This is a genomic window from Bifidobacterium pullorum subsp. gallinarum (assembly GCF_000741215.1).
GTDB lineage: Bacteria > Actinomycetota > Actinomycetes > Actinomycetales > Bifidobacteriaceae > Bifidobacterium > Bifidobacterium pullorum_B.
The window spans coordinates 85,450-100,900 of record NZ_JGYX01000006.1; the positions used below are offsets into that span (position 1 = coordinate 85,450).

General features: G+C 66.0%; 11 protein-coding genes. 7 read left to right on the top strand and 4 right to left on the bottom strand.

What is annotated here, in order from left to right; genetic code table 11:
* Positions 1-2: 2 nt before the first annotated feature.
* Genes BIGA_RS07750 through BIGA_RS07760 form a run of 3 tightly spaced genes read left to right on the top strand, consistent with a single transcriptional unit; the run spans position 3 to position 3,021 of the window.
* A complete protein-coding gene (locus tag BIGA_RS07750; protein WP_033507644.1) occupies positions 3-923 on the top strand; it encodes a carbohydrate ABC transporter permease in 921 nt (306 codons plus the stop codon).
* A 13-nt stretch (positions 924-936) separates the two neighbouring features.
* Positions 937-1,812 carry a carbohydrate ABC transporter permease gene (locus BIGA_RS07755; RefSeq protein WP_033507643.1) on the top strand — a complete coding sequence of 292 codons (876 nt, stop codon included), beginning with the start codon at positions 937-939 and terminating at the stop codon, positions 1,810-1,812.
* A 21-nt stretch (positions 1,813-1,833) separates the two neighbouring features.
* Positions 1,834-3,021: a glycoside hydrolase family 1 protein gene (locus tag BIGA_RS07760; protein WP_033507642.1), complete on the top strand. Its 1,188-nt coding sequence runs from the start codon at positions 1,834-1,836 to the stop codon at positions 3,019-3,021.
* Positions 3,022-3,107: 86 nt separating this feature from the next.
* On the opposite strand, the gene rlmB is transcribed toward BIGA_RS07760, so the two are convergent.
* Together rlmB and BIGA_RS07770 are read right to left on the bottom strand one after the other, a co-directional pair.
* Complete coding sequence (rlmB, locus tag BIGA_RS07765) at positions 3,108-4,097, bottom strand: 23S rRNA (guanosine(2251)-2'-O)-methyltransferase RlmB (RefSeq protein ID WP_033507672.1); 990 nt, start codon at positions 4,095-4,097, stop codon at positions 3,108-3,110.
* Between the two features lie 23 nt (positions 4,098-4,120).
* Positions 4,121-4,990 (bottom strand): formate/nitrite transporter family protein, encoded by an 870-nt coding sequence (locus tag BIGA_RS07770; RefSeq protein WP_051917185.1) that lies wholly within the window; start codon positions 4,988-4,990, stop codon positions 4,121-4,123.
* Positions 4,991-5,282: 292 nt separating this feature from the next.
* Here BIGA_RS07770 and BIGA_RS07775 point away from each other — a divergent pair, with 292 nt between their 5' ends.
* On the top strand, positions 5,283-8,249 hold the full coding sequence (locus BIGA_RS07775; protein ID WP_033507641.1) for a cation-translocating P-type ATPase: 2,967 nt from the start codon (positions 5,283-5,285) through the stop codon (positions 8,247-8,249).
* Between the two features lie 142 nt (positions 8,250-8,391).
* On the opposite strand, the gene dcd is transcribed toward BIGA_RS07775, so the two are convergent.
* On the bottom strand, positions 8,392-8,973 hold the full coding sequence (gene dcd / locus BIGA_RS07780) for a dCTP deaminase (protein ID WP_033507640.1): 582 nt from the start codon (positions 8,971-8,973) through the stop codon (positions 8,392-8,394).
* A gap of 448 nt (positions 8,974-9,421) precedes the next feature.
* Between dcd and BIGA_RS07785 the strand changes: the two genes are divergently transcribed.
* Positions 9,422-10,180 carry an alpha/beta hydrolase gene (locus BIGA_RS07785; protein ID WP_033507639.1) on the top strand — a complete coding sequence of 253 codons (759 nt, stop codon included), beginning with the start codon at positions 9,422-9,424 and terminating at the stop codon, positions 10,178-10,180.
* An 18-nt stretch (positions 10,181-10,198) separates the two neighbouring features.
* Here the strand turns inward: BIGA_RS07785 and BIGA_RS07790 are convergent, their stop codons facing one another.
* Positions 10,199-12,274: a Na+/H+ antiporter gene (locus BIGA_RS07790; protein ID WP_033507638.1), complete on the bottom strand. Its 2,076-nt coding sequence runs from the start codon at positions 12,272-12,274 to the stop codon at positions 10,199-10,201.
* A 119-nt stretch (positions 12,275-12,393) separates the two neighbouring features.
* On the opposite strand from BIGA_RS07790, the gene BIGA_RS07795 reads away from it, so the two are divergent.
* Positions 12,394-12,957 carry a nucleoside deaminase gene (locus tag BIGA_RS07795; protein WP_033507637.1) on the top strand — a complete coding sequence of 188 codons (564 nt, stop codon included), beginning with the start codon at positions 12,394-12,396 and terminating at the stop codon, positions 12,955-12,957.
* Positions 12,958-13,151: 194 nt separating this feature from the next.
* Positions 13,152-15,368: an alpha-galactosidase gene (locus BIGA_RS07800; RefSeq protein ID WP_034259887.1), complete on the top strand. Its 2,217-nt coding sequence runs from the start codon at positions 13,152-13,154 to the stop codon at positions 15,366-15,368.
* Positions 15,369-15,451 lie beyond the last annotated feature (83 nt).

Here is a 15,451-nt window from a genome sequence, read left to right on the forward strand (position 1 = left end):
CGATGGGCAAGCGTGCTCGTCGTGGGGCTGAGGGCGGCTGCAACGGCGCCCTCAGCCGCCGCCAGGCGCTAATCGCCTGGGGGTTCTGCCTTCCCTTCGTGCTGGTCTTCGGCGTGTTCATGCTGGTGCCGCTGCTCTCCTCGATGGGCATGTCGTTCACCGACATCACCTCGCGGGACCTGCGCACGCCGTTCAACGTGAACATCGTCGGGTTCGACAACTACGTCACGCTGCTCACCGATCCCCGGTTCCACAAGGCGTTGCTGACCACGGCGATCTTCGTCATCGTCGGCCTGCCGATCACCATCGCCATCGCCATGGCGTTCGCCGTGGCCCTGAACAAGGGACTCAAGCACCTCAACGCCTTCTTCCGCGCCGTGTTCTACGCGCCGGTCGTCGCCAGCGTCGTCGCGGTCTCGGTGGTTTGGCGGTACATCCTGCAGGACGACGGCCTGCTGAACTCGTTGCTGGCCGTCTTCGGCATCGACGGCCCCGACTGGCTGCACGACACCAGGTTCGCCCTGCCGGCGCTGATGATCATGACGATCTGGCGCAACATGGGCACCCTGATGATCATCTTCCTGGCCGGCCTGCAGGCCATCCCCACCGAACTCAAGGAGGCCGCGGCGGTGGACGGCGCCGGCAAGTGGCGCACCTTCACCAGCATCACCCTGCCGCTGATGAAGCCCACGATCCTGCTGGGCGCCGTGCTCATCTCGGTGGCCTACCTGCAGTTCTTCGAGGAATCGTTCGTCATGACGCAGGGCGGGCCGCTCGACTCGACGCTGTCGGCCGCCTACTACGTCTACCAGCAGTTCGGATTCGGACGCTACGGCATCGCCTCGGCCGCCAGCTGGGTGCTGTTCATCATCATCGCGGTGGTGAGCGTGCTGCAGTTCCGCATCCTCGGATCCGATGAGTGAAAGGGGAACGCACATGACCGCAATGACGCAACCCGTCGACGTGCCGGAGAACCGCCCCTCGCTGTGGAACAGGTTCCTCAAGGCCCGTGGCCCCGTGTACTGCGTTTTGGCAGTGATCGGCGTGGTGTGGATCTTCCCGTTCGTATGGATGGCCCTGGGCTCCGTCAAGACGCAGCGCGAGATCCTCGCCATCCCGCCCAAGCTGCTGCCCGAGCACGCCACGCTTGAGAACTTCACCAAATGGTTCCAGGAGCTGAACTTCGGCTCCTACTTCAGCAACAGCCTGATTGTGGCCGTCATCACCGTGCTGGGCAACATCGTGTTCTGCTCGATGGTCGGCTACGCGTTGGCCAAGATGAAGTTCGCCGGCAAGAACATCGTGTTCGGCGCGGTGATGGTCACCCTGATGGTGCCCAGCGTCGCCACGTTCGTGCCGTTGTTCGTCGTGGTCTCCAACATGGGGCTGTCGAACACGTACGCGGCGTTGATTCTGCCGTTCCTGACCCAGCCGATCGGCGTGTTCCTCATGCGTCAGTTCATCGCGGGCATCCCCGATGCGCTGATGGAGGCCGCACGCATCGACGGCGCGGGCGAACTGCGCATCTTCTTTCAGATCATCCTGCCGCAGTGCGGTCCGGCGATGGCCACGCTGGCCATCCTGACGTTCCTGTCCAGCTGGAACAACTTCCTGTGGCCGCTGGTCGCCGCGCAGACCGACGATATGTACACGCTGCCGGTCGCGCTCTCGCTGTACTCCACCGGCCAGAACGCCACGAACTACAGCGTGCTGCTCGCCGGCGCGGTGCTGATCATCACCCCGATCCTGCTCCTGTTCGTCTTCCTGCAGCGCTACTTCATCCAAGGCGTGGCGATGACGGGCATCAAGTGACCTAAGAAAGGCAAGGTTTCTATGACAGCACTTTCCTACACGTTCCCGAACGATTTCATCTGGGGCGCCGCCACCGCGGCACACCAGATCGAAGGGAACAACGTGTCCAGCGACTGGTGGGCGCGCGAGCACTCACCCAACACCGATCTGAGCGAAGCGTCCAACGACGCCTGCGACAGCTACAACCGCTTCGAGGAGGACATCCGCCTGTTGGCGGCCTCCGGGCTGCGGATGTACCGGTTCAGCATCGAATGGGCGCGCATCGAACCGGAATGCGGCTGCTTCTCCAAGGCGCAGCTGCTGCACTACCGCCGCATGATCGACACCTGCCGCCAGTACGGTGTGGAGCCGATGGTGACGCTGTACCACATGACGCTGCCGCTGTGGTTCGCCGAGCAGGGCGGATGGCGCCGGGCGGACGCGGTGGAGCGGTTCCGGCGGTACATCGAATATGTGCTGCCGATTCTGCACGACGTGACCTGGGTGTGTACGCTCAATGAACCGAATATGGTGGCATTGACGCGTGGCGGCACGGAGGGCTCCGACTTCATCGCCGCGTCGCTGCCCTATCCGGATCCGGAGATCTCGGAGAATCTCGTCGCCGCGCACCGCAGCGCGCGCGAGGTGCTCTCGTCCGTTCCATCCATCAAATCCGGCTGGACGATCGCCTGCCAGGCCTTCCACGCCGTACCCGGATGCGAGGCCGAGATGGAGGCGTACCAGTACCCGCGTGAGGACTACTTCACCGAAGCGGCCGCCGGCGACGACTTCATCGGCGTACAGGCCTACCTGCGTACCTTCATCGGCAAGGACGGCCCGGTGCCGACCGACCCGAACGCCGAACGCACGCTGACCGGATGGGAGTACTTCCCGCCGGCGCTGGGCATCGCCGTGCGGCACACATGGGAGGTCGGCGGGCATACGCCGATCTTCGTGACCGAGAACGGCATCGCCACCGCGAACGACGCGCGGCGCATCGACTACACCTACGATGCACTCGCTGGCCTGCATGACGTGATGTCCGACGGCATCGACGTGCTCGGTTACCTGCACTGGTCGCTGTTGGACAACTACGAGTGGGGATCGTTCCGGCCCACCTTCGGCCTCATCGGCTGGGACAAGGACACGTTCGAACGCCATCCCCGCACCTCGTTGGAGTGGCTGGGCAATGTCTCGCGCTCCGGCGTGCTGAGTCATCCCGCACGCTAGCGGTATCGCGTGCGGGATATCCCGGGGAGGGCCGACCATCGCGGGCCCTCCCCGTTTTCATATTTGTGACCGTCGTATCGCGACCGTCAGTTCGCGGCGGCCTCGCGGCGGGCGCGGGCGACCGCGTACAGGCTGATGCCCGCGGCCACCGAGGCGTTGAGCGATTCGACCATGTCGGAGATCGGGATGCCGGCCACGGCATCGCAGGCCTCGCGCACCAGACGGCTGACACCCTTGCCTTCCGAGCCTAAAACCACGATCAGCGGGTCGGTCTCGAAACCGGTTTCGCCGACCAGCGCGTCGCCGCCGCCATCCAGCGCCACGGCGTAGTATCCGCGCTCCTTCATGCTCTCGATGGCCTTGGTCAGGTTCACCACGCGGGCCACCGGCATATGCGCGGCGGCACCGGCCGAGACCTTCCATGCCGCGGCCGTCACCGAAGCGGAACGGCGTTCGGGCAGGATCACGCCGTTCGCGCCGAACGCGGCGGCCGAACGGATCACGGCACCGAGGTTCTGCGGGTCGGTCACGCCGTCGAGCGCAATGAACAGCGGACGGGCGGCCATGCGCGTGGCGGCGGAGTTCACGGCCTCCATCGCCTTGGCCTTCCTGTCGGCGGCCTCCACCAGATCATGCAGCGAGGAATACTCGAACGGCTGCACCTTGAGCACCACGCCCTGATGGTTGCTCGACCGGGCGATGCGGTCCATCTCCAGGCGGTCCGCCTCCAGCAGATGAAGCCCCTGCTGGCCCGCCAGACGCACGATGTCGAGCGTGCGGTCGTCATGTTCGATGCGCGTGGCCACGTACAGCGTGGACGAGGGCACACCCACGCGCAACGCCTCCAGCACGGCGTTGCGGCCGATGACCAGATCATCCGAATCGGAGGTGAACTTGGCCGCGCGGCGGCGGGCCGCCAGACGCGGATCGGCCATCTTGCGGCGATCGGCCGCCTTCTTGGCCCGGTATGCCTTGTGGTAGACGCGATCCTCGGCCTTGGGCGTGGGGCCCTTGCCCTTCAGCTTGTTGCGGTGCTTGCCGCCCGACCCCTTGGTCGGTCCTTTCTTCATAGCCATGCGCACCATTCTCCCAGCACCCCTCAACCTGCGCGGTGCGGTTCGGCGTTCATGACGGCGAAGTTCAGACCGATCAGCACGCCGCCGCCCACGAAGTTGCCCAGCAGGATCACGCCGACCGCCGCGACCTCAAGCAACGGATCGCCCACGCCGTGCAACCCCGCGATGAGGAACAGCACCGAGTCGGCCACCGAATGCTCGAATCCGAGGAACGCGAATACGAAGACCACCGTCACCATGATCACGCATTTGGTGAAATCGTTGGTGAGCTTGCCGTTGTAGACCATCAGCATGCCAACGTTGATGCAGAAGTTGCACAGGATCGCCCGCACGAACAAATCGGCCACGCCGGCCGCCCCGGCCTGGAGGTATCCGGTCTTCAGCTGGACGGCGGCGACCATCTGTTCGAGCACCATGCCGTCGGTCACGGTCGAGCAGCGCAGCAGCGCCGCCACGACCAGCCCGCCGATCAGATTGCCCGCGAAGCACAGCGCCAGAATCCGCAGGGACCGCGCCCACCCGATGCGGTGATGGTAGGCGCCGATCGACACGATCATCATGTTCGAGGTGAGCAGTTCCGAGTTCGTGTAGAAGATGAGTACCAGCGCCCAGCCGAAGGTGACCGCGCCGAGCACGCGGCCCGCCGCCGGCGCCCAGGCCGGGGCTCCGGCCGTCGAGAACGCCGCGACGATCGCGAAGTACGTCGTGAAGAAGATGCCCACGAACAGGCCGGCCATGATGGCCCGCTGCAGGTACTTGCTCGTCAGCTCGCCGGTCATCGTCTTCTTGCTATCCAGTGCGTCGAGCACGGTGCTCACGAAGGTGCGCCCGGGGAACAGCGGATCCACGGGCCGGGCGGAGGGTGTGGTGGGCGATGAGGGTTGTGCGTTCATGATTCCAGTGTGGCACGCCGCGGCCGCATCCGGTCCGCGTACGGGTGTGAGCTATCTCGCAGTGGCGGGCGTCGGGGTGGCGCGGGGGTGACCGGAACGGGGCAGAAACCGCTGATATGACCGGTTTCCGTGGCTCGCACCGGGTAGAGGGCTTTGCTTATAATGGCTGGGTATGCGTCGGCGGCAAAAGCCCCGGCGCCCATATCCGCGCAGTCGTGACTCGGCCGTGTGCGCACGCCGCCCGCGTCGGGAGGACTGAATACTCCGCGGCCTATTGAGGAGAACAACAACCATGGTTGATCGCAATGATCAAACCGATGTGTCGGAGGCGACGAAGGCGCAGGAGGCCCTGCTGCATGACGTTGACCCGTCGCTGACCGATGCCAATGATGTAGCCAAGGCGCTGAACGTCGACCCGGCCACCGGCCTGAGCTCCGATGAAGCCAAGCGCCGTCTTGAGAAGTTCGGCCCGAACGAGCTGGCCAGCGCGCCGCCGGTGCCGAAGTGGAAGAAGTTCCTGGCCCAGTTCGAGGACCCGCTGGTCTACCTGCTGCTGGCCGCCACCGTGATCTCCACGATCGCGTGGTTCGTAGAGCGCATGAACGCGGCCCCCGGATCCGAAGGCGGCGAACCGCTGCCGTTCGATTCGATCGTGATCGTGCTGATCCTGATCGTCAACGCCGTGCTCGGCTATATTCAGGAGGCCCGCGCCGAACAGGCCGTGGCCGCGCTCGCCCAGATGACCGCCCCGCAGACCTCCGTGCTGCGTGACGGCCAGGTCGTGCGCGTGAACACCTCCGAGGTCGTCCCCGGCGATATCGTCGTGCTCGGCGAGGGCGACACCGTCTCCGCCGACGGCCGACTGCTGACCGCCGCCTCTCTGCGCATCGCAGAGGCGAGCCTGACCGGCGAATCCGTGCCGGTCGGCAAGAAGCCGGAGACGCTGGAAAGCGCCAAGGCCCTCGGCGACCGCGCCAACATGGTGTTCAACGGCACGTCCGTGACCCAGGGCACCGGCCGCGCCGTCGTGACCGGCACCGGCATGAACACGCAGGTCGGCAAGATCGCCGACATGCTCTCCCAGACCGAGGATGAGGCCACCCCGCTGCAGAAGGAGCTTGCGCACGTCTCGAAGATCCTCGGCATCGCCGTGTGCATCATCGCCGCGCTGGTGATCGTGGCCCTGTTCATCACCGAAGGCTTCACCGGCATCGAGGACGTCATCGACTCGCTGCTGCTGGCCGTCTCGCTGGCCGTGGCCGCCGTGCCCGAGGGCCTGGCCGCCATCATGACCGTCGTGCTCGCGCTCGGCGTGCAGCGCATGGCCAAGCACCACGCCATCGTCAAGAAGCTCAGCTCCGTGGAGACGCTGGGCTCCGCCTCCGTGATCTGCTCCGACAAGACCGGTACGCTGACCCGTAACGAGATGACCGTCGAGCGCGTCGTCACCCCGTCCGGCGAGGTCTCGATCACCGGCACCGGCTACGCGCCGGTCGGCCAGATGGTCGGCGTGGACGGTTCCGACGTCAGCGAGGCCGTGCGCGCCGAGGTGCTGTCGACGCTTGTCGCCGGCACGCTGGCGAACGACGGCGACCTGCGCGAGAACAACGGCAAGTGGGAGATCGTCGGCGATCCGACCGAGGTGTCGCTGATCGTCGCGGCCCGCAAGACCAAGGCCGACAAGGCCACCGAGCGCTTCACCCGCGTGGCGGAGGTGCCGTTCACCTCCGAGCGCAAGCGCATGTCGATCATCGCCAAGGACAACACCGAGGGCGGCAACCTGACCGTGTTCGCCAAGGGCGCCCCGGACGTGCTGCTGAGCTTCTGCTCGCGCATCGCGGTCGGCAACCAGGTCCGCCCGCTCACCGACGGCGACCGCCAGGACATCCTGGCCGACGTCGAGCGCCTGTCCGGCGAGGCCTACCGTACCCTCGGCGAGGCCTACCGCCCGCTTGAGACCGCGTCGCTGGCCGCCGTGCCGGGCATCCGCGCCAACGCCGCCGGCGAGGTCTCCGACATCGCCGAACAGAGCGACGTCATTGAGAACGACCTGATTTGGACCGGCATGGTCGGCATCATCGACCCGCCGCGCACCGAGGTGCGCGACTCCGTGGCCGAGGCCCGCCGCGCCGGCATCCGCACCGTCATGATCACCGGCGACCACCCGCTGACCGCCGCCCGCATCGCCTCCGACCTCGGCATCATCGCCAAGGACGGCAAGGCGCTGACCGGCGACCAGCTGGACGCACTGACCACCGACGAGGAGTTCGACAAGGCCACCTCCGAGGTCTCCGTCTACGCCCGCGTGGCCCCGGAGCACAAGCTCAAGATCGTGTCCTCGCTGCAGCGTCAGGGCAACATCGCCGCCATGACCGGCGACGGCGTCAACGACGCCCCGGCCGTCAAGACCGCCGACATCGGCGTGGCCATGGGCATCACCGGCACCGAGGTCACGAAGGAATCCGCCAAGATGATCCTGGCGGACGACAACTTCTCCACCATCGTGGCCGCCGTGCGCGAAGGCCGCGGCATCTTCGACAACATCCGCAAGTTCCTGCGCTACCTGCTGAGCTCCAACGTCGGTGAGGTGTTCACCGTGTTCGGCGGCGTCATGCTGGCCGGCGTGCTGGGCATCACCCAGCCCGAGTCCACCGGCGTGACCCTGCCGCTGCTCGCCACGCAGCTGCTGTGGATCAACCTGCTGACCGACGCCGCCCCGGCCCTGGCCATGGGCGTCGACCCGCAGACCGAGGACGTCATGAACCGCAAGCCGCGCAAGCTCACCGACCACGTGATTGACCGCGATATGTGGATCGACATCGCGTTCATCGGCATCATCATGGCCGCCGTCACGCTGATCGGCATGGACATGCACCTGGCCGGCGGCCTGTTCACCGACCGCTCCGTGGACGCTCTCGGCCACGAGGCCCAGCTGACCGAGGCCCGCACGATGGGCTTCACGATTCTCGTGTTCGCCCAGCTGTTCAACGCGATTGCCTCGCGTTCGTCGCGCCAGTCCGCGTTCGTCGGCCTGTTCTCGAACAAGTGGCTGTGGGGCGCGATCGCCCTGTCCGTCGTGCTGCAGCTGCTGGTGATCTACGTGCCGTTCCTCAACGGCCCGTTCGGCACCACGCCGCTGAGCCCGCTGGCCTGGGTCGAGTGCATCTGCCTGGCCGCGTTCGTGCTCATCGCGTCCGAGATCTACAAGGCCATCATGCGCGCCATCGACAAGGCGCGTGGCAAGGAGCTGAGCCACTGAGCCCGGCTTTCCGCCCAGGCCTGACGGCCTGATGGCCTGATCCGAAACGCTAAGGCGCCCGCCCCGTTGATTGGGGCGGGCGCCTTGCCATATGGTAGCTAACTGGCCTATTCGTTGCAGTGCAACAGCGCCGGTGCCATGCTCAGTCGGTGATGTCGGCCTTGTAGAAGTTCACGTAGGAACGGCTCGGGGTCGGGCCTCGCTGGCCCTGGTAGTGCGAGCCGGTCTCCTTGGAGCCGTACGGGTGCTCGGCCGGCGAGGACAGCTGGAAGAAACACATCTGGCCGATCTTCATACCCGGCCACAGCTTCACCGGCAACGTGCTCACGTTCGAGAGCTCCAACGTGATATGCCCCTCAAAGCCCGGGTCGATGAACCCGGCCGTCGAATGCGTCAGGATACCCAGACGCCCCAGCGAGCTCTTGCCTTCCAGACGGGCGGCGATCGTGTTGTCCAGCTTGACGTACTCCCAGGTGGAGCCCAACGCGAATTCGCCAGGGTGCAGGATCCACGGTTCATCCGAAGCCACTTCGAACTGCTCGGTCAGCGCCCCCTGATTCTCCGCCGGATCCACGTAGGTGTAGGCGTGGTTGTTGAACAGGCGGAAGAAGCGGTCGAGCCGTACATCGATCGACGCGGGCTGAACCATCTCGGGCGTCCACGGGTCCAGCGAGATATGACCATCGGCCTGGGCGGCCAGAATGTCGCGATCGGACAGCAGCATCGGAGTCTCCTTTGCATTGCCGCGCATCCATCCGGTCGCGCGGTCGGGCAATGTAACGTGTTCTCTGCTCACCAGTCTAGCGTCCCGCAGACGCAAACGCCGCCTAGATGGGCGAGATGGCATCGTGACGGGCAACGCCCTTGGGACAGATGACCTGTGTTACAGCGCGGTTCGTCATGCCTTTGTCCGGTAATGTTCATCTGACGTCCAGAATTCTCAGGAACTTATCAGAAAACCTCAGACATGTGCCCAGCATCGGGTGGTTACATAATAACTGTCAGCACAACAGCTGGCCAGGAGCCGCAGCAGTTCCCGACAATTGAACCCTTTCTTCTTCTCTCTCCTTTCTCGCCCCGGTGGTCAACCCCACCGGGGTTCTTTCTTATCCGACCATCCGTAACCGAGCCCGGAGGGGGTGAATGAAACGAGGGCGGGATATAGTGTGGGTATGAGCGAGCATGAGCAGCAGCCTTTGATCGGACGTGAATCCACCGTAGTGCCGGGCCGGTTCGGCGAGCCGTTGACGGTGACCGACGTGGTATGGTCCCGAGGCGGGGGCAACGCGGCGCCCCGCCGTCCGATGTTCCTGTGCCTGCACGGTTGGGGCTCCAACGAGGAGGATCTGGCCGACCTGATGCGGCATATCGCCCCGTACAACGACTTCGCGTCGTTGCGGGCGCCGTTGCGGCTGCCCGGATTCGGCATGGGAGAGTTCGGGTTCGGCTCGGGCGCGTACTCGTGGTTCCATGACTGCGTGCCGTCCGGCGAAGACCTCGATTACGATGCATACGCGGCGGCGACCGCGATCGACGCATGGGTGGCGGCGAACATTGCCGACGACCGCGATGTGGTGCCGATCGGGTTCTCCCAGGGCGGTCTGCTGGCGATCCACCTGCTGCGCGTGCATCCGGAACGCTACCGTGCCGCGATCAGCTTGTCCGGATTCCTCGCACCCGGCATCGTGGCCGGCACCGCGCCGGCGGACGATCGCTTGGCCGAGCGGGAGACGCCGATGTTCTACGGGTACGGCGCCCGCGACGGGATCATCCCCCGCAGCGAGCTGCACGCCACTGCGGCCTGGCTGGAGGAGCATACGTGGCTGACGTCCCAGTGCTACCGGGACCTGGACCATGCGGTGAATCTGGAGGAGCTGGCCGACATCCGCCGATGGCTGGTCACGCACGATATCGCCTCCGGCATCATGTAGCCGGCGGGATTCGACGGATCAGAGGCTGGCGTCGGCGTCCACGCTCATCACGTACACGTTGCGGCGCAACGCGCGGGCCTGCGCGCGCGTGATGTCGCCCGCCTCGAACATGTCCTGGATGATGCCCATCTCGATGCCGTAGCTCTCTCGTTTGACATCATCGGCCATCGTGAACGCGGCCGCGCCGGCGCCGACGTTCGGCCGCGCCCGGAGCGTGGCCTCCGCGCGCCGGTAGTCGAGCAGCAGCAGCGAGCAGTGCTCGGTGCTGTACCGGGTGCCGCGGATCTCGTCGTACAGGCGATTGATGACGTGCTCGATGGCCTCGACCTGCAGCGCGCGTACGCGCTCGGTCACCTCATCCTCGCTGAGCAACGGCGTGGTGCGCTGGATCTTGCTGATGACGCGGCGGGTGAGCGCCTGCGTGCGGCGCTGCAGGGCGCGCACGCGTCCACGGATCTGGGAGACCGCGTGCCCCGAGGAATCGTGGTCGGCCGCATGACGCAGGGTGTCCATGATCTGATCGAGCATGCGCTCGCAGGCCTCGATGCCCAGATCCCGATCGTGGCCGTCGGGGGAGGGCTGCGCCCGCAGCGTGGCCAGCCGTTCCTTGATGAAGTCCTTCTCCCAGTACAGTGCGTCGATCTGCAGCTGCTCGAAGCCGTGCGGATCCACGCCGCCGATGCGCTGCTTGAGCCGGGTGATGCGTTTGGTGTACGAGTCGATGACCATCAGCACCGCGCGTCGATTCTCCGGGGTGATGCGCTGGGTCAGCTCCTCCACGGTGCGCCGCAGCACGTCGATGGTGATCTCGGTGATCTCGTGCGAATCGTCCGTGCCACGGTTCGGCGCGATGAGCGGCAGCAGGAAGTTCGCCAGCAGCAGGGTGACGATGATGACGCCGGAGGCGATGAAGATCAGCTCGTCGCGCATCGGGAACAGGTCGCCGGCCGCCGTGAAGAACGGGATGGTCAGCATCAGGGACAGTGTGATCGTGCCCTTCGGTCCGCCGAACGTCATCACGGCGGCGGAACGCCACCGTTCGGGCGTCATGCGCCGGCGCCTGCCGGTGTGCTGGTCCTTGGTGACGCGCAGCACCGCCGCCACCCATAGGAAGCGCATCGCAATCACCACCAGCGCCACCAGCAGAATCACCGAGATCAGCATCGGATTGCTGACCCCCGGATCCTCCCAGCTGCGGCTCATCGCATCCGGCAGCAGCATGCCCAACAGGATGAACACCGCGCCGTTCAGGCTGAACGAGAGCACCGCCCACACGCTGGAGGAGACGATGTTGGTGCGCGCCACGTTCGGACCGATGCCGGTGTGGTCGAACCGGATCAACAGCCCGCAGGCCACCACCGCCAGGATGCCGGAGACGTGGGCGATGTCCTCCGCCGCCAGATACAGCAGGAACGGCAGGAACAGCTCCATCAGGATGCGCGTGGTCGTGGTCTCCCAACCCAGCGAGCGGATCGTCTCGAACAGCCAGTTGACCACAAGGCCGACGGCCAGACCGAACAACGTGCCGCCGATGAACGAGACCACGAATTCGCCGGCCGCCTCGCCGAACGAGAAGACGCCGGTCACCGCGGCCAGGATCGAGAACTGGAAGCCCACAATGCCGGAGGCGTCGTTGAACAGCGATTCGCCCTTGAGCACGCTGAGCTGGCGTTGGGTCAGCGCTGCCTCCTTGCCCAGCGAACTGACCGCCACCGCGTCGGTCGGCCCCAGCGCGGCGCCGAGCGCGAACGCCGCGGCCAGCGGAATCGCCGGCCAGAACGTGTGCACGGTGAATCCCACGGCCACCATGGTGGCGATCGCCAAACCGATGGCCAGCGACAGCGAGATCTTCAACGACTTGAACAACGCCGATTTGTCGATTTCATGCGCCTCCAGATACAGCAGGGGCGCGATGAACAACACCATGAACAGTTCGGGGTCGAGTTCGGTGTCGGGGAAGAACGGCAGGTAGGTGGCCAGCACACCGAGCGCGATCTGCACCAGTGGCGTCGAGATCTTCGGCAGGAACCGGCTCAGGAACGAGGAGAGCACCACCGCGGCCAACACACAGAGAATCAGGGTGAATGTATCCATGGTGCTCCTCTCTGCGCGGCGGTGGCCGGATGGGCTGTGGCCAGGCGCGAACGCCGCTTAGTACTCATCGTAGGGAAACCCGCCGATTGCGTGAACGCGCGGCCGTTAGACTGGACAGCATGACGAACGACGAGGCGATGGGGCGCGCATTGGCGCTTGCGCAGCAGGCCGCGGCCGAGGGCGATGTGCCGGTGGGCGCCGTGGTGCTCGACGCCGAGGGCCGCGTGATCGGCGAGGGGCGGAACCGGCGTGAGGACAACGGCGATCCGTTGGCCCACGCCGAAGTGCTGGCGATGCGGCAGGCCGCACGCCGACGCGTTGCGGAGTCGGGGCCGATCGTGGCGACTGCCGATGCGACCGGCCCACGTCCGGACACGGATGCGACCGGTCCGGGGGCGGACGCGGTTCGCGTGGGCGTGGCCGATGCCCGTCGGGCATGGAATCTGGCCGACTGCACGCTGGTCGTGACGCTGGAGCCGTGTCCGATGTGCGCGGGCGCCTGCCTGCAGACGCATATCGGGCGCATCGTGTTCGGCGCGTGGGACGCCAAGCTGGGCGCCTGCGGCTCGGTGTGGGACATTCCGCGCGATCCGCACATCGGCCATAGCCCCGAGGTCATCGGCGGTGTCCGGGAAGGGGAGTGCGCGGCCCTCCTGGGGGAGTTTTTTGCGTCGCGTCGCTGAGACGGATTCGCACCACCCTGCGGCATCGGGTGGTGAGGGTTGAAATTCCGCCACTGCGATTGTCGTAATTCGAGATAGTGCGAACCCTTATTTTTTTCCAAAACTCAGAACACTCCGTTGCCGGTCAAATAAAGCCGTTCGCTCTACCATCGGAACCATCGACCAACCGATCCAACCCATGAAGGAGTGGTGCAATGGCGCGCATCGTTGCATTGTCCAATGAATCCGCCGCCGTGGTTGCGGTGTATGCGGAGCAGCCCGAAGCCGGCGTGGCGTTTGCGTTGGCGTTCCCCGAAGGGGAACTGCCGCGGCTTGTGTACTGGGGCCGCCCCATGACTCACCCTGAAACGGTCGTGGACGCCGCCGACGCCCTGCGCCCCCAGCGCGTGTCCGGCGCGCTCGATTACACGCCGTGGCCGAGCGTGCTGCCGACTCAGGCGGAGGCTTGGATCGGCGAACCGCGCCTGGCGCTGCGCCGCGACGGCGTGGAGGTGTTCTGCCGGTTCACCGTGACCGACATCACATTGACCGAAGGCGATCGCCCCGCCGTCACTGTGACCGCCGAGGACGCCGAACAGCAGGTGGCCTTGACCTGGACGATGGAGCTCGACCCCTCCGGTCTGCTCCGCCAGCGTGCCGCCATCCGCAACCTGGCCTACGGCGAACTGGAAATCGGCAAGGTCGAACTCGGCTTCGCCGTCCCCGGCTGGGCCACCGAGATCCTGACCACCACCGGCCACCACCTGCGCGAGCGCTCCCCGCAGCGCCAGCCGCTGACCATCGGCCGGTTCCAGCGCACCTATGTGGCCGGCCGCCCCGACTTCGACGCCTCGCTGCTGCTGACAGTGGGCGCCCCCGGATTCGGATTCGAACACGGTGAGGTGTACTCCACACATGTGGCATGGAGCGGCAACAGCCTGCTGTCCGCCGAACGTCTGCCCTATACGCAGCCCGTGATCGGCGGCGGGGAGATCCTGTTCGGCGGCGAAGTGACGTTGCCCCACGACGGCGCATACGAGACGCCGTGGGTGTATGGCGCGTACGGCGACGGCCTGAACGAGGTCGCCTCCCGCTTCCACCGGTATGTGCGCTCCTGCCATCCCGAGATGGCCATCAAGCCGCGTCCGGTGATCCTCAACACCTGGGAGGCCGTGTACTTCGACCAGAACTATGACACGCTGGTCGCGCTCGCCGACAAGGCCGCCGACAGCGGCGTGGAGCGTTTCGTGGTGGACGACGGCTGGTTCGGCTCCCGTCGTGACGACACCTCCGGCCTGGGCGACTGGCAGATCGCCCAGTCGGTATGGCCCGAAGGCCCGAAGAGCCTCAAGGCGCTCGCCGATTACGTGCATGGCAAGGGCATGCAGTTCGGCCTGTGGTTCGAGCCGGAGATGGTGAATCCGGATTCCGAGATGTTCCGCAACCATCCGGATTGGGTGCTCAAGCCCACGGCCAACCGCCTGCCGATGCAGGGCCGTTGCCAGCAGGTCGTCGATCTGACCAACCCGGAGGCCTACGACTACGTGTACGACTGCATGGACAAGCTGGTCGAAGAATTGGGCATCGACTATATCAAGTGGGACCACAACAAGCTGGTCACCGAGGCGTTCTCGCCGGAGAACGCGCGTCCCGCCGTGCACGAGCAGACGTTGGCCGTCTACCGCATCTTCCGTGATCTGAAGGCCGCGCACCCCGGTCTGGAGATCGAGAGCTGCTCGTCGGGCGGCGGCCGTGTGGACCTGGGCATCCTGGAGGTGGCGGACCGCATCTGGGCCTCCGACTGCGTGGACCCGGTGGAGCGCGCCGACATCCAGCGCTACACGTCGCTGCTGGTGCCGCCGGAGATGATCGGCGAGCATGTGGGCGCCAGCCCCGCGCATTCCACGCATCGCAGCACGAGCCAGGAGATGCGCATGGCCATGGCGTTCTTCGGGCATATGGGCATTGAGTGGAACCTGCTGAAGGAGCCGCAGGGCGACCTGGACAAGCTGGGCGTATGGGTGGCCGAGTACAAGCGCCATCGCGCCGATTTCGCCACCGGCACGGTGGTGCATGGCGACGAGGGCGATCCCGCGGTCCGTCTGGACGGCGTGGTCAGTGCCGACAAGGCCCGCGCCGTGTACCGGTTCACCCAGCTGACCACATCGCAGACCTATCCGGCCGCTCCGGTGCGTCTGCCCGGTTTGGACCCGGATGCGGTGTACCGGGTGACGCCGCTGGACATGAACCGTGAGTTGAAGCTCAACGTCACCGATGGGCAGAGTCTCGACATCACCAACGGCCAGTCGCCGCTCGGCTGGTGGAACGACGACGGCGTGTGCCTGACCGGCCGCGCGCTGCAGACCTACGGCATCCGCCCGCCGTCCCTGCATCCCGCGCAGGCTGTGCTGTTCACCGCCGTGAGGCAGTGACACGGCCTACGCGGGATGCCTTCGCGGTCTTGGCGACCGCTCACTTCGCCTACGGGGAGCCCACTGGGCTCCCCGCTTGACGG